At 37.3% G+C, this 20103-nt stretch carries 18 protein-coding genes; 10 read left to right on the top strand and 8 right to left on the bottom strand.

Annotated features, from left to right (window positions below; genetic code table 11):
• Window positions 1-30: 30 nt before the first annotated feature.
• From QM491_RS01685 to QM491_RS01665, 5 genes are all read right to left on the bottom strand, one after another.
• Window positions 31-1266 carry a 3-phosphoshikimate 1-carboxyvinyltransferase gene (locus tag QM491_RS01685; RefSeq protein ID WP_283325699.1) on the bottom strand — a complete coding sequence of 412 codons (1236 nt, stop codon included), beginning with the start codon at window positions 1264-1266 and terminating at the stop codon, window positions 31-33.
• A gap of 151 nt (window positions 1267-1417) precedes the next feature.
• A complete protein-coding gene (locus tag QM491_RS01680) occupies window positions 1418-1978 on the bottom strand; it encodes a hypothetical protein (RefSeq protein ID WP_283325524.1) in 561 nt (186 codons plus the stop codon).
• 129 nt (window positions 1979-2107) lie between these two features.
• Window positions 2108-3235, bottom strand: a complete 1128-nt coding sequence (locus QM491_RS01675; RefSeq protein WP_283325523.1) for an amidohydrolase family protein — start codon at window positions 3233-3235, stop codon at window positions 2108-2110.
• Between the two features lie 48 nt (window positions 3236-3283).
• Window positions 3284-3799, bottom strand: a complete 516-nt coding sequence (locus QM491_RS01670; protein ID WP_283325522.1) for a hypothetical protein — start codon at window positions 3797-3799, stop codon at window positions 3284-3286.
• A 416-nt stretch (window positions 3800-4215) separates the two neighbouring features.
• Window positions 4216-4776, bottom strand: a complete 561-nt coding sequence (locus QM491_RS01665; protein ID WP_166551635.1) for a YqgE/AlgH family protein — start codon at window positions 4774-4776, stop codon at window positions 4216-4218.
• Window positions 4777-4908: 132 nt separating this feature from the next.
• On the opposite strand from QM491_RS01665, the gene folK reads away from it, so the two are divergent.
• Window positions 4909-5415 (top strand): 2-amino-4-hydroxy-6-hydroxymethyldihydropteridine diphosphokinase, encoded by a 507-nt coding sequence (folK, locus tag QM491_RS01660; protein ID WP_283325521.1) that lies wholly within the window; start codon window positions 4909-4911, stop codon window positions 5413-5415.
• 282 nt (window positions 5416-5697) lie between these two features.
• Here the strand turns inward: folK and QM491_RS01655 are convergent, their stop codons facing one another.
• The 3 genes from QM491_RS01655 to bshA all read right to left on the bottom strand — a co-directional run bounded on the left by QM491_RS01655 (window position 5698) and on the right by bshA (window position 9238).
• Window positions 5698-6327, bottom strand: coding sequence for a sterol desaturase family protein (locus QM491_RS01655; protein WP_283325520.1), 630 nt, complete (start codon window positions 6325-6327; stop codon window positions 5698-5700).
• A gap of 212 nt (window positions 6328-6539) precedes the next feature.
• On the bottom strand, window positions 6540-7829 hold the full coding sequence (locus tag QM491_RS01650) for an NAD(P)/FAD-dependent oxidoreductase (protein WP_283325698.1): 1290 nt from the start codon (window positions 7827-7829) through the stop codon (window positions 6540-6542).
• A 251-nt stretch (window positions 7830-8080) separates the two neighbouring features.
• Window positions 8081-9238, bottom strand: a complete 1158-nt coding sequence (gene bshA / locus QM491_RS01645; protein ID WP_283325519.1) for an N-acetyl-alpha-D-glucosaminyl L-malate synthase BshA — start codon at window positions 9236-9238, stop codon at window positions 8081-8083.
• Window positions 9239-9748: 510 nt separating this feature from the next.
• On the opposite strand from bshA, the gene QM491_RS01640 reads away from it, so the two are divergent.
• The 9 genes from QM491_RS01640 (at window position 9749) to QM491_RS01600 (ending at window position 19886) form a co-directional block, all read left to right on the top strand.
• On the top strand, window positions 9749-10639 hold the full coding sequence (locus QM491_RS01640; RefSeq protein ID WP_283325518.1) for a geranylgeranylglycerol-phosphate geranylgeranyltransferase: 891 nt from the start codon (window positions 9749-9751) through the stop codon (window positions 10637-10639).
• A 223-nt stretch (window positions 10640-10862) separates the two neighbouring features.
• Window positions 10863-11774, top strand: a complete 912-nt coding sequence (gene rsmH / locus QM491_RS01635; protein ID WP_283325517.1) for a 16S rRNA (cytosine(1402)-N(4))-methyltransferase RsmH — start codon at window positions 10863-10865, stop codon at window positions 11772-11774.
• 22 nt (window positions 11775-11796) lie between these two features.
• The gene (locus QM491_RS01630; RefSeq protein WP_283325516.1) at window positions 11797-12183 is read left to right on the top strand and encodes an FtsL-like putative cell division protein; all 387 of its coding nucleotides are present in this window, start codon (window positions 11797-11799) and stop codon (window positions 12181-12183) included.
• A gap of 93 nt (window positions 12184-12276) precedes the next feature.
• Window positions 12277-14400 (top strand): PASTA domain-containing penicillin-binding protein, encoded by a 2124-nt coding sequence (locus tag QM491_RS01625; RefSeq protein ID WP_283325515.1) that lies wholly within the window; start codon window positions 12277-12279, stop codon window positions 14398-14400.
• Between the two features lie 237 nt (window positions 14401-14637).
• Window positions 14638-15633, top strand: a complete 996-nt coding sequence (locus QM491_RS01620) for a coiled-coil domain-containing protein (protein ID WP_283325514.1) — start codon at window positions 14638-14640, stop codon at window positions 15631-15633.
• A gap of 39 nt (window positions 15634-15672) precedes the next feature.
• The gene (locus QM491_RS01615) at window positions 15673-17133 is read left to right on the top strand and encodes a UDP-N-acetylmuramoyl-L-alanyl-D-glutamate--2,6-diaminopimelate ligase (RefSeq protein WP_283325513.1); all 1461 of its coding nucleotides are present in this window, start codon (window positions 15673-15675) and stop codon (window positions 17131-17133) included.
• A 168-nt stretch (window positions 17134-17301) separates the two neighbouring features.
• On the top strand, window positions 17302-18510 hold the full coding sequence (gene mraY / locus QM491_RS01610; RefSeq protein WP_095164149.1) for a phospho-N-acetylmuramoyl-pentapeptide-transferase: 1209 nt from the start codon (window positions 17302-17304) through the stop codon (window positions 18508-18510).
• A gap of 320 nt (window positions 18511-18830) precedes the next feature.
• Window positions 18831-19091, top strand: coding sequence for a DUF4834 family protein (locus QM491_RS01605; protein ID WP_283325512.1), 261 nt, complete (start codon window positions 18831-18833; stop codon window positions 19089-19091).
• A gap of 462 nt (window positions 19092-19553) precedes the next feature.
• Complete coding sequence (locus QM491_RS01600; protein WP_283325511.1) at window positions 19554-19886, top strand: hypothetical protein; 333 nt, start codon at window positions 19554-19556, stop codon at window positions 19884-19886.
• The last annotated feature ends 217 nt before the right edge of the window (window positions 19887-20103 follow it).

Genomic DNA, 20103 nt, shown 5'->3' with positions numbered 1-20103 from the left:
GACTCTTTTTAATTGAAAAATCATTCACCATTATTCAATCGTTACGATTTTAGATAAGTGATTCCAGAAACTTGGATATGATTTTACTACCACGTCTGGTTCTTCGATTACTACATCTTCTACCAATGCCAATGGAGCAAAAGCCATTGCCATGCGGTGGTCGTCGTAAGTATGTACTGATACAGGCACCGCTTGACGCTCAGCCGCAGCAGGAGTCAATTGGTACTTATGATTGGTTTCGACTTCTTTCAAGGTAGCTCCAAACTTAATTAACTCATTTTGAAGCGCCATGATACGGTCTGTTTCTTTTACTTTCAAAGACTCAATTCCTGTCAAGGTCAATGGGATATTTTTAGCAGCAGCCACCACACAGATCGTTTGTGCTAAATCTGGACAGTTCGTAAAATCCCATTCTAATGAAGTGGCAGGCTCAATTTTTGTCAATTTAAACCCACGACCTGTGTATTCTGATTTCACGCCCAAATGACTCATAATGTCAGTAACTACTGAGTCGCCTTGCAAAGAATTTTCTTTCAATCCTAGCAATTCCAAAGAAGCATCAGCCTTATCTGACAAAGCCACAACTGAGAACCAATAACTCGCACCAGACCAGTCAGATTCAACGGCATACTCAATAGGATTATAGGCTTGTGGCGCTACTGTGATGGTTTTTGCGTCCCAATCAGCTTGAACTTGCACACCAAATGCTTCCATTTGTTTCAAGGTCATTTCGATGTACGGCTTTGAACCCAACTCACCTGTGATTTCCAACGTTAAGCCTTCTGGCAACAAAGGAGCCACCATCAACAATGCCGAAATATATTGAGAACTCACATCGCCACGAATCGCCAAACGATTGTTTCCTTTAAAATCAAAACCTTTTAATTGTAATGGAGGATAGCCCTCAGCTTTTACATAATCGATTTGAGCACCTAACTCGCGCAAGGCATCTACCAAAATACCGATAGGGCGCTCGCACATACGAGGTGTGCCTGTCATGGTTTTAGTTTGACCAGTTACCGCATAATAGGCTGTCAAAAAACGCATAGTTGTACCAGCATCAATAACGTCAGCAATAGGGTCATTAGACGCCAACAAACGCATCATGGTTTGCGTATCACGAGCCTCAGCCAAGTTTGACAAATTATCATGCCCTTTGGCAAGTGCGTTGATAATCAAGGCACGGTTAGATTCTGATTTTGAAGATGGTAAAGGAATTTCCGTTTGGAAAGACTGTTGTACTTTGTGTAATAATAACTTTTTCAAGGTCAATGTCGGATTGTGGATGTCAAAGTCGAGCCTTGGCATCGTGTATTTGGTTAATTTGAATCTTCCAAGTCATTAACACACGCCAATGTTTGGATTCTTCTCAGAAGAGTAACAAAATTAATCCATGAACCTAATCTTTCCTAATTTGTTACATGAATCGCACCACCAAGCGCCGTTTAGAGCTGATTTTGTATTTGGGATAAGAAAGTGGCTTGGCAATAAGGCCAATTCCAATACATACTCCGCTAAAGGCCAATAACCCTGGACTAAGTTTAACGGGTTGATTGCGCTGTACTTGGTTAAGAACATCAATCAACGAAAACATTACTCCTCCAGCCGCAATAGTCCCCGCTCCTTTCGAAACGAAAGGAATATGACGATAGGGTGAAAAAATCATCGAGATATTCTTCAAGGCTATTTCAGATGTGATATGACTTTCTTCATCGGTAAAGAAAAAAGTGCTATCCATAATCTGTTCGACACGCCCTGTCAAACGAGTATTATTTCCCTGTAATTGAAAGGATATGTCACTTTCTTCAAAAAAACGTAGTTTTCGTGCATAGCCTTTGGCGTATTCTATTGCTAAATACTTGATGGGCGTGTATTTTCCTGTGCTATCAACTGTTTTTCGGATACGTCCCAAACGAGTATTTTGACTCAAAACACTCCAACTCATTAAACTCAATAATAGTACAAGCAAAAATCTCATGGCATAATGTTAAAGATGTTATCAGTTAACGGTATATCTGTTACAACATCAAACGACTAATTCAATTTTGTCTCGCAATCAGGTTTCAATTATCTTGTAATAGATACCATTAACAGGTAGTGTGTTACGCTATTCAGGAAATTGACTTTTATCTAGTCCTGGAATAAGTTTTAAGGCATTTTTATAATAAACTTTTTTCAAAATTCCATCCGAAAGACCTAAGCCATACATTCTCCAGAAGGCATGATATTTCTTGTGATAAGGAAAATACTCGTCGTTGGTTTCTAATACTCTAAAATAAGTAGCATACTCAGAAGGTACCCACGAGTCTTTTCCAAACAGGATTCGGTCTTGACGTTTTTCAAAAAATCTTTTAGCCGTATGTGGCTGACGACCCAACTCAGCAATCACCGCTCCTATTTCGACATACATATTGGGCATTTCGTCCATCAAGCTATCCAATTTGGGTAAGTTATTCGGATACCAACCCATATGCGCTGCGATAAAATTAGTTTTAGGATTTTTCTTAAAAACATTATGTTGTTGCTCAATAAGTTGCTCCCATGTAAAGTCATTTGATTTTTCGCCTGCATTTCGCTTTCTGTCTGGGTGCAATTTAAGTTCGAGCCAACGCTCATTAAAACGGTCGACAGGTTGCCAAAAACGCTCTGGGTCAGCCGTATGAATCAGTACAGGAATACCCAATTCGCCTGCTTTTTTCCAAATTGGATCTAGTCTTGGGTCATCGACACGAACCAATTTATCTCCATCTTTTACCGAAAAACCAAGGTTTTTATAAATTTTCAAACCTTTAGCACCACGCAGCTTTACATCCTCCTCCAGTGTTTTTACTGCTTTTTCTGTCCAGCCTTTAGTATTAATATTGGCAAAATCAATATTGGTAAATACCGCAAAACGACTTGGATAATACTGTTTTATCTGGTCGATTTGTTTGGTTAGAGTTTGAGTACTTTTGGCTTCGTCGCTCGTCCAACCTCTTCCGCTCAAATTTACCATCAATTTCATATTGAGGGCATTCATATCGGTAATTAGCTTGTCTAAGTTTTCTTTTTCTTCGTGCAAATTCCATTGATGATTATGAACGTCGATAAAAGGAAATTTGGCTTTTGTGGTAATATGCTCAGGTACTACCAAGGTAGATTTGGGCTCGTATTCTTCAAAGTTGACGGTAATTTGCTGAGCATAAGTGCCCATGCTCAATAGTAAAGCGGACAATAGTAAATAGTTGAATTTCATAAGATTGGAGGGATTATTTCAGATAATTATGAAGGGATAAGTATGTATTTAGTCATTTTTCAGGTCGAATTCGTCTGAATCATCGGGCAAAATAGTCACAGAGCCATAACGGAAACGACCTTGATATATTTCTAGTAAATGTTCTAACCGCCAAGAGGTAATTTCAAGCTTATGAATAGGTATTTCTTGGATACGCCCGTTATTGACAAAGATAAGATTTTCGATATAGATATTTTTTTTCACCTCTGGCTTGATATGTAGCCCATGTACCAATGCCCACGAAACAAAAGGTTGTCCAACTAATTGTATGCCTTCATGCGAAAGAATAATTTTAGGTTGTGGTTTATTATGCTTGATATAAATCCAACCCAAATAAGAAGATAAGATAAGCATACCAAGCCCTGACCATAGTTCTGCTTGATTCAAAAAATACACCATATATAGCAACGCACCCAAAGCGCCAACCAATAACATATAGCGGTCTTGGGCTTTGGTAAAAATGGTCGTACGCTCTGGTAAATCAGGATCATCTTCAAATACAGATAGTTCGTTTGGGTCGGTCATGCTTGATTAATTATGAATTAGTGAATGAGGAATTGTGAACTTTTTAGCCTATTTCGGATTTGTGATTTTTGATTTCGGAAGTATAGCCAGTTCTCATTTCAAGACTTCGTTTTGGACTTAATTTTTAAACAGTTTACAACTATATTAATAAAGTGAGTAACCAAGTCTAAACACCTGAATTCCCCTTACTTGGTTTGTCCAGTAATAGGACTATTACCTAATCACTTCTTTTACTTATTCTGAATTATTGCTCTAAATAAAACATTTTCTTACCAGAATCATTCCATTTTTAGATACTTTAACATTTGTACATAAAAAGATAGCAGCCGACAAGGATGTTTGTCGGCTGCTATGTACAATGTCAAAAAGATATTTGTGAAAATTTAAGACGTAAGGTATTACGTTTCCAAAGAAATTTAATTCAATCGTGGGTCTGTGGGATAATTAGCCATTACCTTAAAATCTCCCCCCATTCCTTTGAGAACTGTTCGCCAAAAGGAATCTGAGGGTGTATCAAATACTATTTCTGAAGTCGCCGAAGCCACAATCCAAGAATCTTGTTCAAGCTCATTTTTGAGTTGCTCGCCACTCCAACCCGAATAGCCCAAAAAGCAACGAATATCTTCAGGATGCAATACCCCATTGTTGAGCAGTCGTTTGACTTGTTCGAAGTTTCCACCCCAAACAACACCTTTGAGCAACTCTTGTCCTCCATCTATCAAATCTGGTCGGCGATGCACAAAATGTAGCGTATTTTGTTGGACAGGACCACCTATGAACAAAGGAACATCGGGATATACATTTTCCTCAAGGACATCGGCAAGCACTAGATTAGAGGTTTGGTTCAAAACCAAACCAAACGACCCATAAGAATTATGGTGCTCACAAATTAACACTACGCTTCGCTCAAAATTAGGGTCGCCCAAGAAAGGCTCTGAAATAAGTAAGTTACCCCTATTTACGTTCCTGTTCTTCATAATATTCCACGTTTGAGTGTTAAACTAGTACTACAAAAACTAACTTTGTAATGCTTTCTGGCAATAGAGTAAGCATCCAAAAATTAATTGCTGATAGGTTTATCAGCGTATATCGTTTATATTAAAAATACAATGCAAGCGCCAAAACTCCAAACGCTTTTTCTGTCTCTGGGCTCAAATTTGGGCAATCGTGAAGAGAATTTGAATCAGGCAATACAACTTATTAGACAAAACATAAGTACAAATCTTTCTATTTCAAATATTTATGAAACAGAGCCTTGGGGCAACTTAAATCAGGCAGGTTTTTTGAATTTGATATTAAAAATTGAAAATTCTTCTTTACTTCCGCATGAGGTTTTAGAAAAAATCCAAAAAATAGAAATTGAACTAGGGAGAGTGCGTGTAGAAAAATGGGGCGAACGCTGTATTGATATTGATATTATTTATCACAACGACTTAGTTCTTGACGATACTCAACTGGTGATTCCTCATCCATTTATGCAAGAACGTAAATTTGTGTTAGTGCCTCTTGCCGATGTTGCCCCCGATTGGGTTCATCCTGTTTTGCAAAAAACAACCTTACAAATGCTACAAGATTGCCCTGATGGCGGTTGGATTAAAGTATATGCAGGATTGTGATATTGGATTGCGGATTGGAAATTTCGGAAGTGACCTCACTTCATTAGGTAGATGGTTAAAACTAATTAATTTTACCATAAAGAAAAGTTTGTTTACAAGGAAAAATATCAAGAACAAATCATAAAAAAGGCGGTCGAAATGAGTTTTTCGACCGCCTTTTTTTATGCTACTATGTTAGATATTGGCTTAAGACGCAATCATTGCGTATCTACTGATGAGATACATATTAAAAAACAATCACTCATGCACTCAATCACCAATCACTCAATTCATCTATATTTCTTACAAGTTTTCTGAAACTTTTGATTTGTCCATAGTATCCATTGTACCAAAAACATAATCCCAAAGTGGAGAAGAAACCCCAAATACAGCATTACCATCTTTGTAGTGGTGCACTGCGTGGTTAATCCACAATTGCTTCAAGAAATTTTTTGGTGGTGCATACGCATGAACCGCATAGTGTACCAACAAATAGCTAGCATATCCCCAAATAAATCCAGGGAAGAAAGCATACGCAGCCTCGCCCATCAATACAAAAAATACTGAAAACAAGGTAACAGCAACTACAATGGCCAACAATGGAGGCATTGCCAAACGAGTTTTATCTTTTGGATACTCGTGGTGTACGCCATGAGCTACATATTGGAATTTGGCACGAGCCTCAGTAGTTGGGTCAATATGATAAACACTTCTATGAACCCAATATTCGATAAAAGTAAATGTGATAGCACCAACACCAAACAGCATACCTATCAAAGCGTTTGAAAGGTCTGTATAAGTAAAGGCATACCATCCTAAAACCGCTCCAGATACAAAGAACATCGTTACAGGAACAGCAATGTGAGTTCTCGACAGTTTCTCTAAAATTGGGTTTTCAAACAATTGTTTGGTTCCACTGTTTTTGGGTCTCATTTTTTTCTGATTCGCTTCCATATCGTGATATACGTGATGAGTAGTCCTTCTATTAAAATTGCACTAAAACAATAATTTTAATAGGAATGAGGTCTTATTATTGAATTATAACAACAAAGATACAAACTTTTAAAGTTCCTATTTCCTAATTTTTATTGATTTTTGTCACAATTCACTTTTTTTCCTCCTGTTCTAATCTGTTTTATTCTTCATCAATCATCTACTTTGGGCGATTTTTGTTTGATGATTAGTCGCAAAGACTGATCATAGGTAACATAATTCCAAAGCCAGTTGATAAAAATTAAAAGGCGGTTTTTGACCCCTACAATCGACATTAGGTGTACAAACATCCATGTTAGCCAAGCAAAAAAACCTTGAAATCTCCAAAATGGTAAATCTACTACCGCTAAGTTACGTCCTACCGTTGCCATTGAGCCAAGGTCTTTATAACTAAACTCCTCCATGGGAGTTCCTCTGAGTAGCTTAGGAAGGTTTTGCGACAAAAGCTTTCCTTGTTGAATGGCTGGCTGTGCCACTTGAGGGTGACCATTCGGAAAAGCCTCCTCGGTCATAAAGGCAACATCGCCAATGGCGAAAATGTTTTGATAACCTTCTACCTGATTGTGTCTATTTACCTTAATTCGTCCTCCGCGAGCCAATACTTCTGGGTTTAGTCCTTCGATAAAATTAGCTTTGATACCCGCCGCCCAAACCAAATTATTGGTACGGATTTTTTCGCCATTATTCAAATACGCATACTTGCCATCAAAATCAGTTACACGGGTATTTAAGAAAACATTAACACCCAATTGCTCCAAATATTCCTTCGATTTGATTTGTGCATTTTTTGACATTGGTCCTAACAATTCCCCTCCTGACTCAACGATATATACTTTCATTAAATCAAAATCTAATTCAGGGTAGTCCTTCGGTAATACATGGCGTTTCATTTCGGCCAAAGTACCTGATACTTCCACACCCGTAGGTCCTCCTCCCACAACTACCACTGTCATCAAACCCTGACGCACATCGTCACTATCGGAAACCAAAGCATTCTCAAAGTTTTCTAATAGCCTATTCCTCAACCCTAAAGCCTCTCCCACTGATTTCATTGGTAGTGCCTTTTCTTGGATATTTTTTTGTCCAAAAAAATTGGTGTCTGCCCCTATCGCCAAAATCAGATAGTCATAACGAATCGCCCCCAACTGCGTAATAATCTCTTGTGAGTCGGTACGCAATTCGGTAACTTCAGTAATACGAACATGAACATCTTTGTAGTGATGAAAAGCCAATCGAAGAGGAAATGAAATGGCTGAGGGTTCAATACCAGCAGTGGCTACTTGGTAAAAAAGCGGTTGGAACTGATGATAGTTGTTTTTGTCGATAAGAACTATCTGAAAGTCTTCGCTATCGGCTAGGTCTCTGGCAATTTTTAAACCACCAAAACCTGCGCCAATGATTACCACACGCTTTTTGGTAGTTTCAGGAATATTGGGTGTCATAGGCATCAATGGAAGTGCTGAAAGTTTTCTATACAACACTCACGGTCTAGTTGTTAATGGATAACGAATCTTGTTAATATTAAATCGGATTTTTGACCTCAAACTATAAGCCTAAATCTGATTTTTTTAGCATCTTTTTACTTTAAAATAGAATTTAGAGTGACTAGTGGGTCACTCTAAATTCATCCTTACACTTTGTGCCTATTGTACGTTTATGTCTTTGCTATTTTAATTACTAGCATAAACAGATTTTAGTCTACAAACATTTTTTCGGGAAATTTCCAGCTCTTTGCAGTAATCTGTTCGTAATACTGTTCGTACAAAGGTAAAATATTAGCAATATCAAATTCTTTGGCTCTGTCGAGGGCATTTCTCTTGAATGTTTGTAATCGTTCTTCATCTTCGAGAATGTAAATGGTGTTTTTTGCCATATCTTCTACATCGCCAATTTCACTGATAAACCCAGTGACACCATGAACATTTACTTCAGGAATACCGCCAGCATTTGACGAAATCACAGGCACTTCGCAGGCCATAGCTTCGAGCGCAGCCAAACCAAAACTTTCTTTTTCTGACAATAGTAAAAAAATATCTGCTAGTGACAAAACTTCCTCTATAACATCGAGTTTACCCAAAAAGCGTACATCGTTTTGTACCCCTAACTCACGACAAAGCATTTCGATAGAAGTACGCTCAGGACCATCTCCCACTAATAGCAATTTGCTTGGTATTTTCTGATTTACCAAATGAAAAACTCTCACGACGTCTTCAATACGTTTTACTTTTCTAAAATTGGACGTGTGCATAAGCAGTTTTTCGCCATGTGGACATATCGCAATTTTAAAATGGTCTTTTCTGAGTTTTTTAAAACGCTCTAAATCGATAAAATTGGGAATCACTTGAATATTACTGATAATTTCAAACTCATCATAAGTATCATTTTTGAGACTTTCAGACACGGCAGTCACTCCATCAGACTCATTGATTGAAAAAGTTACCACAGGCTCGAAAGAAGGGTCTTTTCCAACCAAGGTAATATCAGTACCATGAAGCGTAGTAATAAAAGGAATATGTACCCCTTTGGATTTCAGAATTTGCTTTGCCAAATACGTTGCCGAAGCATGTGGAATCGCATAGTGTACGTGCAACAAATCAAGCTTTTCGGTCAATACCACATGGACAATTTTACTCGCCAAAGCCGACTCATACGGCAGGTATTGAAACAAAGGGTAGCTTGATACACTTACTTCGTGGTAATAAATATTTTCATTAAAAAAATCTAAACGCGACGGTTGACTGTAGGTAATAAAATGTACTTCATGCCCTGCTTTGGCAAGTGCTTTTCCAAGCTCTGTGGCTACAACACCACTACCGCCATAAGTGGGATAACATACTATTCCGATTTTCATTGAATTACTTGAGATTGAGTGTTTGATGGTAGTCTGATGTAATACTATTAGATTGTCAAAATCACTAACAAGCTAATGGGGATCGATTTTTATTACTCGTTACTGTTTAAAACTACAAAATAGAATAATATTTATGGAACAGTTACCATTTGGTATCATCATTTAGCCAAGAGTCTTAATCTCTGGGCTGTAATCATTTGGGAATAAGCCAAAAGGATAACGGATACATCAAGAATCCTGAAAATCTTTTTGCTTAACAAACGTAATTTATAATTTTCCTCCTTCTTTATTAAAACATGATTTGAGAGTACAACACCGAAAAATCAAAATTTTCTCCCAAACTAATAGAATTTCTTCAAGGGTATTCATGTTAGGTAGATAATTGACCATATTGCAGATAGCTAATAAATCTATTTTGTAAAAAAAATTAGGTATATTCTAGATTAGCTTTTAACAGATACCTCGGTAACTCATAACAACAAATAAAACAAAGCGTGTAATTTTGTTTTCATGAAAGATACTTCTCATAAAGTCACCTTGGGTCAATCTATATTGGCATTTGTTCGGCTTATTCGATGGCCCAATTTGCTGATTATTGCTTTTACCCAATACTTCACTCGAATCTTCTTAATCCTAGAAGCCGATTTGACGTGGAGCAATGTAATCGAGGTATTGTTAGACTACAAGCTTGCACTGATTGTATTATCAACGCTTTTTATTGCGGCATCTGGCTATATTATCAACGACTATTATGATATAAAAATAGACTTGGTCAACAAACCTCATCGGGTAGTTATTGGACGATATATCAAACGCCGTTGGGCTATGGTTATCAACCAAATCTTTAATGTAGCAGGACTTCTTTTAGGTTTATTAGTGGGCAAAAAAGTCTTCTTAGTCAATCTTTTAGCCGTATTTTGTTTGTGGTTATATTCCAACCAATTGAAGCGTTTGCCGTTTTGGGGTAACTTAATGATTGGGATTCTCACGGGCTTTTCGTTGTTGGTATTGGCAGTACACTATCCTGGGCATCAGCGCGAGGTATGGATTTATGCGATTTTCTCTTTTGAAATCACCTTAATTCGTGAGATTATCAAAGATATGGAAGATCTCAAAGGTGATGAAAAACATGGCTGCAAAACCCTCCCAATTATCTGGGGAATTGCCCGTACCAAATTACTTCTTTATGGTCTTATCGCCATCTTCACAGCTCTACTATTTATTTTGGCAACTCAACTGCCAGATAGCCGTATCGGATATGTTTTTATGGCTTTGATGCTCCCCTTAGTTTTTTTTACTTATCGCTTGGTATATGCAGACAAACCGAAAGATTTTGCTTTTTTGAGTGATGCCTGCAAAATTCTAATGATACTTGGCGTGCTAAGTATGATGCTGGCTTAGGAAAGAAAAAAGGTTTCTCAAATTGCAGTAGAATGCTGATAAGTTTTTCTGTATTTTTGTGGGAATTGAGCTTGTGCATGATAAGGCACTAGGCAAAAAGGCACTAGGCACTAGAAATTTTTACTCGTTACTATTCCTTAGTAATACTCTCTTTTAATGGATACTAATGCCTTTTTGCCTATCCCCTCAAAACTCGCTTTAATCACTTCATACCCTAAAAATCATGTATCACGAATCTGTAATGCTTCATGAGTGCGTAGAAGGACTCAATATACGCCCCGATGGCGTGTATGTTGATGTCACTTTTGGTGGAGGCGGGCACTCTAAAGCAATTTTGGAAAAACTTGGCGAAAAAGGCAAACTTTATGCTTTTGACCAAGACCCAGATGCTAAAAACAATGCCAATCTTATTGACGATAAACGCTTAGTATTTATTGAAGCCAACTTTAGATATATCAAAAAATATCTTCGCCTACACGGTGTCAAACAGGTAGATGGGATATTGGCTGACTTTGGTATTTCATCGCACCAAATCGACGAGCCAACTCGTGGGTTTTCAACTCGTTTTAATGGCGAGCTAGATATGCGTATGAACCAAAAAGCAGAAGTATCGGCCTATACTGTTATTAATAAGTACCCTGAGGAGCAATTACACAAAATTTTTGGCATGTATGGCGAAATCAAAAACGCTCGTACACTTGCTGGTGCTATCTGCTCTGAACGAATGAATCAGCCTATCAATACTACTGGTGAGCTCAAAGCAATCTTAGAAAAATACGCCCCAAAATTTAAGGAGTTCCGCTATTTTGCACAGGTATTCCAAGCTATTCGTATTGAGGTAAATCAGGAATTGGATGTCATTCAAGAGTTTCTTGAACAAACACCAGAATTATTGCGCGATACCGACAGTCGTTTGTGTATTATGACTTTTCATTCGTTAGAAGACCGTCTTGTGAAAAACTATATCAAGGCTGGCAACTTCTATGGCGAACTTCAAAAAGACATCGTTTACGGAACTGTTGACAAACCACTAGAAGCTGTGTCTCGCAAACCTATTGAGGCCTCTGCTGATGAATTAGCTCGCAACAACCGCTCACGTAGTGCCAAACTTCGTATTGCAACATTGTCTAAGTAACGACTTTCAACTTTTTCAAACAATGGCAAGAAACGTTTCGAAGAATGTAACTCCCAAATCAAACGTAACTCGCAAGAGTAACGGCAAGGGGTTATTTTCGATTATTGATACAATTTTTAATATGGATCGCTTGCTGGGAGGTGAGTTTCCTGCTTATCAATTACGCTATTTGCTTTGGCTGTCATTTTTGATTGTGCTATATATTGCATCATCGCTACACTCTGAGAGTTTGATTCACCAAATAGACAAAACCAAAGCCGAAGTAGAAGAGCTACGTGCAGACTATACAACGCAACAAGCTGATTTTATGAAGGCAGGAAAGCAGTCTGAAATCATCAAAAGGGTGGAATCTATGGGTATTGAGGAAAACAAAACCCCTCCTACCAAAATTATTGTTAAAGATTGGTAAACTTTATCGTCAAAAAAGTTTATTCTCATCAAGCATTTTAGTAATCTCGTCGAGCCCTTTTTTATGGGTTCTTCAATCAATAATCCCTTTGTTATGAATATCAAGAAAGACATCGTCATACGTATTCGTGCTATGTTTTTGTTTATGCTCTTATTGGCTGTGGGTATTATCTGGAAGATATTTTTTCTACAAACTATCGAGGGTAATAAATGGCGTGAAAAAGCAAAAATGTCTTATGTTGAAGAACGTACGATTGAGGCTGTTCGTGGAAATATATTTGCCGATGATGGTAGTTTGTTGGCTACATCACTACCCAAATACAAATTAGGCTTTGACCCCTTGGTAAGTAGAAGAAATAAGAAGAATGAAAAAGTTTATGATGATGGTATCGACTCTCTATGCCATTTATTAGCAAATTTTTATAGGGATAAAACTGCTGAAGAATATTACGCTCAAATTGATTTGGCCAAACGTCGCAAAGTCACCTACATTGTACTCAATAATGATTTGATTACTTATCAGGATGTCAAAAAAATGAGAAAATGGCCTGTTTTTCGAGCAGGAAAGTACAAAGGTGGAGTCGTATTTGAAAAAGTCAATGTTCGCTATAATCCATTTGAAAAAATGGGGGTAAGAACAATTGGCTACAAAAAAGATAAAGAAAAAGTAGGTATCGAAAATGCTTTCGATGTCGAACTTTCGGGTACATCAGGCAAAGGTGTATTCGAAAAAATTGTCGGAGGAAGCTGGCGCCCTGTTGAAGGTGGCGAAAAAAGTATTCCAGTACAAGGCCTAGATGTTCACAGTACACTCAATGTCAATATTCAAGACGTTGCTGAAACGTCGCTCATGAATGCGCTCCGTAAATACCGTGCAGACAAAGGTTGTGTGATTGTGATGGAAGTAGCCACTGGCGAAATCAAAGCAATGACTAATCTCTCTAAAGTAGGTAGAGACACCTCCTATTATTCCGAAACGTACAATCACGCTGTACTCAATCGTACCGACCCTGGCTCGGTTTTCAAACTCCCATCTATGATTGCTCTTATGGAAGAAGGTGGTTTAGAAAATACCGAATTAGTCAATACTGGCGATGGTACTATCAAAATTGGGACTTTAACCACAGAGGATTCAAAAAAAGGTGGGCATGGAATGATTCCAGCACAAGAGGTTTTTGAAGTGTCCTCCAATGTGGGAATTATGCGCTTGATGCAAAAATATTTTGGAGATGCAAAACAGAAAAAATATTATGAGTATCTCAAAAAATTTCACTTAAACGAGCCTCTCAAATTTCAACTAAAACCAGATGTTTCACCCGTAATCAACGAACCTAAAGCGGGAGACAAGACCGCCATGTACTGGAACTCAATTGGTTATGGCGAGCTCATTACACCATTACAAATGCTTACCTTTTATAATGCTGTAGCCAATAATGGCAAATGGATTCAGCCCATAATTGTCAAAAGCACCAAGATTGCAGATGAGGTTATTCAAGATTTTCATATTGGACAAACCGTCTATCCAGACCCAATTTGTTCTGAAAAAACACTTGAAAAAGTACGCAAAATGCTAGAAGGAGTTGTTGAACATGGCACTGCCAAGAATATCAACAATCCTATGTATAAGATTGCAGGAAAAACGGGGACATCTCAGAAACTCATCAATGGTAAGTACCGAGAAGGCATGTATTATACCTCATTTATGGGCTTTTTCCCTGCCGAATCGCCCAAATACAGTATTGCTGTGGTTATCGATAATCCACGTGGTGTAAAGTTAGAGGCCCTTTATGCGAGTGACGCATGTGCGCCAGTATTTAAGGAAATTGCAGATAAAATCTATGCCAATGACATTCAAATGCACAAACTACTCATCAAAGAAGAGGGGTCTAAATTAAATTTTGCCAAACAAAAAGTAACGGCTCATTCATCAGATATTAAGGCATTCAACGATGAAATGTCTATCGACAAAACACCCCAAACAGAAGGTTGGACAGCAGTAAAGCAAGACAGTCAAAATTCGTTTAATTACGAAATCAGATATAATAAAAAGAATCGTGTGCCCGACACACGTGGTATGTCTTTACGAGATGCCATATATGTATTAGAAAACAAAGGATTAAAAGTAAGGTTTAAAGGCATTGGAAAAGTAACAAGTCAGAGTATTTCTCCTGGCGCAAACTTTACCTCAGGGCGTACCATCGAGCTTATTCTTCAGTAAACAAGAGACGTTATTAGTTAATAGTAATTCGTTATTTGAAGACAGAAATAATAGGAGCTTCAGACAGCACCTATATACCATAGGCTAAAAATTGTGCTTGCCTAACGCCTACGGCTTATAGCCTAGAGCGAGCGCATTAATGCATTTTTTGCTATTTTTTCATTTATGTAGGTAAATATTTGTATTTTTATTTTCCCGTATTAAAAATCACAAGCTATTTATCAAGCCATTAATCGAATGACATCTTTTGTGCCGAACCCACAATCAGCCGAACCACCACAAAAAAATAAGACCATACGAAACAGCGTTATTGCTGGGGCAGGTCTACTCCTAGGGTACTTTCTTTATCATCAATATATCCAAGCACAACTCCAAGTGAGCCAGATGCAAATGAACACTGAGGAAATCAAAACCATCAATACCGACATGGGACGACTCAGAGAGGATATTCAGGATAATAGAGATGGTATTCAAGAAAAACAACGCAAAATCGATGAGCTAAAGCAGCAACTAGAGACAGTCCAAAAGGAAAACAAGGAACAAAGCGAACAACAACGTCGGGAAGTAGTACAAATGCTCCAACGACAAATCAACCAGCTTTCAAAAGAGAAAGATGAATTACAGGTTCGTTTGAATAAAACAATTGGTGAATACGAAACTAAAATCACTAGTTTTCAAAAAATTATCAAACAAAAAGATAGTATTATTTCAGGGCAAAACACCACCATTCATCAGCTAGAAGAGGTGCTTACTCAAAAGCAAAATGAGGTCAAAAAATTAGAATTTGAACTGAAAGAAACAAACGATGTCATAGAGTCTCTCGACGATAAACTTCACGTAACTATTACCAATGTGAGTTTTTATGCCAACGGTTTTGATGATGCCGACGACGACCTTAGCAATAGCAACAACAAAACGAAAATTACCGAAGTTGGAGTGTTTTATTCACTTAGCCGAGAAATCCGTAATGCCGAACATATCCTTGTAGAGCTTTCGCTTGGTAATCAACGAATTATCGGAAAAAAGGAATTTTCGAGTAAAGATATTGAAGAAATTCAAAAACAATCAAAACAAAACGGTGTCGAACGCCCTCTGAGTATCAAAATTCAGAAAGGCTCTTTTGATGTCCCTCTCAAAATCAACTTCTATGTCAAAGTTGGTAGTCATAAACAACGACTATTCTTGATTGACTCAAAGGTGATTCCTGCGATTAAAAGTAAAAAGTTTATATAATTCTGGAAAGCGCTCGCAAAGCGCTTTTTATGTTACCTTATGAAAACAGTTACACAAATTTTCCAACAAGTCAAAACAATCTCTATTTTGGGTAATCCCGAAGTAGAGATTTCGCAACTCACCATCGACTCTCGTCAGGTTGGTCCACAAACGCTTTTTGCTGCCCTAAAAGGTACTCAAACCGACGGCCATTCGTACATCGAAAAAGCTATAGAATTGGGCGCAAGCGCTATTCTTTGTCAGGACTTGCCAGAAGTGATTCATCCTAATGTAACCTATATCCAAGTAAACGATTCAGCCGAATCATTGGGTTATGCTTCGTCCAACTTTTATGATAATCCTTCTAGCAAACTCAAATTGGTAGGGATTACTGGCACAAACGGCAAAACTACAACGGTTACATTATTATTTAGACTTTTCAGAAAATTAGGATACCGCTGCGGTTTGGTTTCGACGGTTCAAAACCAAATCGATGATACTGTAATTCCTTCTACGCATACCACTCCCGATTCGATCAATTTGAATAAGCTTTTGGCACAAATGGTAGAAGCTGGTTGCACGTATGCCTTTATGGAAGTAAGCTCACACTCGGTTGTTCAGCACCGTATTACTGGATTATCATTTACAGGAGCGATTTTCTCAAACATTACTCACGATCACTTAGATTTTCATCAAACTTTTGACAACTATATCAAAGCCAAAAAAGGGTTCTTTGATATGTTGCCCAAAACAGCTTTTGCCTTGGTCAATATCGACGACCGTCGTGGCTCGGTGATGGTACAAAACACCAAAGCAAGCATAAATACGTATTCGCTCGAAACCCTTGCCACTGTAAAAGGTCGTATTGTATCTGATAGTATTTATGGCTTGGAAATGGAAATTGATAACAAAGAAGTTCATTTTCAATTAATTGGTACTTTCAATGCCTACAACCTTATGGCTATTTATGGTGCAGCTATACTTTTGGGTGAAGACAAAGACGAAGTACTCATCAATATGTCGAGCCTACAAACTGCACCAGGACGTTTTGAACAAATTGTTTCGCCTGATACTCGCAAAGTTGGTATTGTAGATTATGCACACACGCCAGATGCACTCGAAAATGTTCTGAAGACCATCAAGCAAATCAAAGATGGTAATCAGCAAGTAATTACGATTGTAGGCTGTGGAGGAAATCGTGATGCGACCAAACGTCCAATTATGGCAAAAATAGCCTGCGAACTAAGTGATAAAGTTATTCTGACTTCGGACAATCCTCGTTTTGAAGACCCTGAGGAGATTTTGGCACAAATGCAAAAAGGTATCCCTCCTATCGATTTCAAAAAGACAAAAACAATCATCGATAGAAAAGAAGCAATTCATTTTGCCATCAATGAGCTATCTGAAAATGGAGATATTATTTTGGTAGCAGGTAAAGGACACGAAACCTATCAAGATATTCAAGGAGTAAAACACGATTTTGACGATAGAGTTATCATCCGAGAAGCTTTTGGTATATAGTCAAGACTTGAGACTATCAAAATATTTAGAGGCAAATTGTCTTGTAGATAGCTCCATGCGCCTATTTAGGCAAAACTTTTCCATTTTTTAACAAAGTTTATTCAACAAAAAAGTAGAAATTTGACAAATCAAACATCCCTTTTTAATCAAATTTCTATCCACTGAACCATGCTTTATTATCTTTTTGATTATTTAGATAAACATTTTGACTTCCCGGGTGCAGGGGTATTTCAATATATCACCTTCCGTGCCATTGCTGCCACTATAACCTCATTGGGTATTGCTGCAATCTGGGGCAAAACGGTTATTAACATGCTCCGAAAACTTCAAATCGGTGAGGATATCCGCGATTTGGGTCTTGAGGGACAAATGCAAAAAAAAGGTACGCCTACGATGGGTGGCTTTATTATCCTGTTGTCATTGTTGGTACCAACCTTACTTTTTGCCAAGCTCCACAACGTCTATATTATTTTGTTGATTACAACAGCCGTATGGTTAGGCGCAGTAGGTTTTTTGGATGACTACATCAAGGTATTTCGTAAAAATAAAGAAGGGCTTTCAGGGCGATTTAAAATAGTTGGACAAGTTGGACTTGGACTAATTGTTGGGCTAACAATGTGGTTTAACGACGACATCAAAGTACGTACTTACGAAAAAGCCACTATTGCTGCCAATATTGGAGAAGTTCAAAAATTCACCGATTCTAAAGACTTAATCACGACGGTTCCTTTCTTGAAAAATAACCAGTTTGATTATAGTTATTTGTTGCCCGATTCAATGGACCAATACACATGGATACTTTATGTCCTAGTTGTTATTATTATCATTACGGCTATTTCAAACGGTGCTAACATTACTGACGGTATCGATGGACTCGCAGCGGGTACTTCGGTTATTATCGGTATTGGTTTAGCGATTCTGGCTTATGTATCGGGTAATAAAGTTATTTCACAATACCTCAACATCATGTTTATTCCAAACAGTGGCGAGCTAGCCGTCTTTTGTGCCGCCTTTGTGGGAGCTTGTGTCGGATTTTTGTGGTATAATGCCTATCCAGCACAAGTATTTATGGGTGACACGGGTAGTTTAATGCTGGGTGGTGTAATTGCTACATTGGCCATCGTAATCCGTAAAGAGCTCTTGATTCCAGTTTTGTGTGGTATTTTTGTGGTCGAAAACTTATCCGTAATCATTCAGGTAAGTTATTTTAAATACACCAAGAAAAAATATGGCGAAGGACGTCGTGTTTTCTTAATGTCGCCACTTCATCATCATTACCAGAAAAAAGGCTATAACGAATCCAAAATCGTAACCCGCTTCTGGATTGTATGTATTATCTTGGTAGTGGTATCGTTGGTAACCTTAAAATTACGTTAGAAATATAGTTTAGACTATCTTTAGTCCCAAGAAATAGAGACATTTGTGATTCAGTTGTGACAAATTTCTCATTAAAAAAGGAGTTAACGCACAACGTTAACTCCTTTTTTAATGTCAATAATTATTGAGGTGTCCATTCGAATATAAAATCATTCGGCACTGATACCTTTGTTTATACCTGTGGTCAAATCTAACAACCGCTTATAAAAACTTGTTAATTAGCCATAAAGTCAACTAAACATTTGATTAACTTTGATGTCAAAAGCCCAAGAAACCATTAATGGGAATTTATCGGTCACTTATCAAAACTGTTTATTGAAATGCTCAAATTCGTTCTTATTGTAGTGCTCATTTTCTTTGTATTTCCTAAATTATTGAAATGGGTATTGAGAGGCTTTGTGGTTTCACAAATCAACAAAGCACAACAGGAGTTCCAACAACAATATAATCCTAATACCAACACCAATCGTCCCAAAAAACGTGATGGTCAAGTAGATGTGGATTTTATGCCCCCAAAATCAGGCAAAAACTCTGATGACTTTAATGGTGGCGAATATATTGATTATGAAGAAGTTAAGTAGAAAAAATAGAGTTAAGAATGATAATTTTTTAGTTTAAACTGTTTTTATCAACAACTTATCTCAAGATTCAGCTTAATCTAATTGTACACACTTAAAGGGCACTATTACACAATAGGCTGTAAGCCATAGGCATAAAGCAAAATGTTTATTTATTTTTTAGCTTATTACCTAAAGTCTAGGGCTTACAGCAGGCTAATTTTGCCTATTTACTGAAAGACTAATAAATATTAATTAATTGGATAATTCAAATATCATTAGACTGCCTTTAAAATATCTATTTTCCCAATGAACATCATTTTTTATCTATAAAAATAGGCTTTTCAAATCCTATTTTTATCCATTTATCTAAAAAACTATACTAAATACAATTTATATCAACTATAAAATTGTATTTTTGTAAAAATCAGTAGAATGATTAAGTGTAAACCACATATAATATTTTCTATTTTCATTCTATTATTGATGTTCATACACATTAATCCAGTTGTAGCTCACAATAGTCAAAATTGTACAAAAGAAAGATTTTATACGCCAAAACGCTTACACAAATCTTTCCAATTGGCTCCCTTTAGCCCACAACAAACACAGCATTCATCTGAGGATTTTGACCTAACGCCTTCTGATTCAAATCAAGAAGACGAAAATCAAGATTCTTCATCCTATACAAATCTGTGTTTGTTTGAAGAATCAAATCTTGGGTTGGTAGCCTCAACATTGACTCATGCAATAACTGGGTATCTCTTAAACTATTATGGTGTAGAGCTGAAGCGGTTTACACCCCCTCCTCGATTATAACATATTATCTTTCCACTAGAATACCTACTAAATTCAAAAAACAGCAACTGTTTCAAAAAATTGAAATAGAAAATGATACTTTTTGAATTATACTTCATCCAATTAATCAACAAACAAAATAACTGTTGGAGGTGCTTGTCGGAGCACTTCCAACTACTTTCCTATTCAACACAATAGGCAATAACTCATAATTTCTCCTTTCCATAATTTTTGAATT

The organism is Flectobacillus longus (assembly GCF_030056705.1).
Classification (GTDB): Bacteria; Bacteroidota; Bacteroidia; order Cytophagales; family Spirosomataceae; genus Flectobacillus; species Flectobacillus longus.
This window is presented reverse-complemented; position numbering and strand designations above follow the sequence as displayed.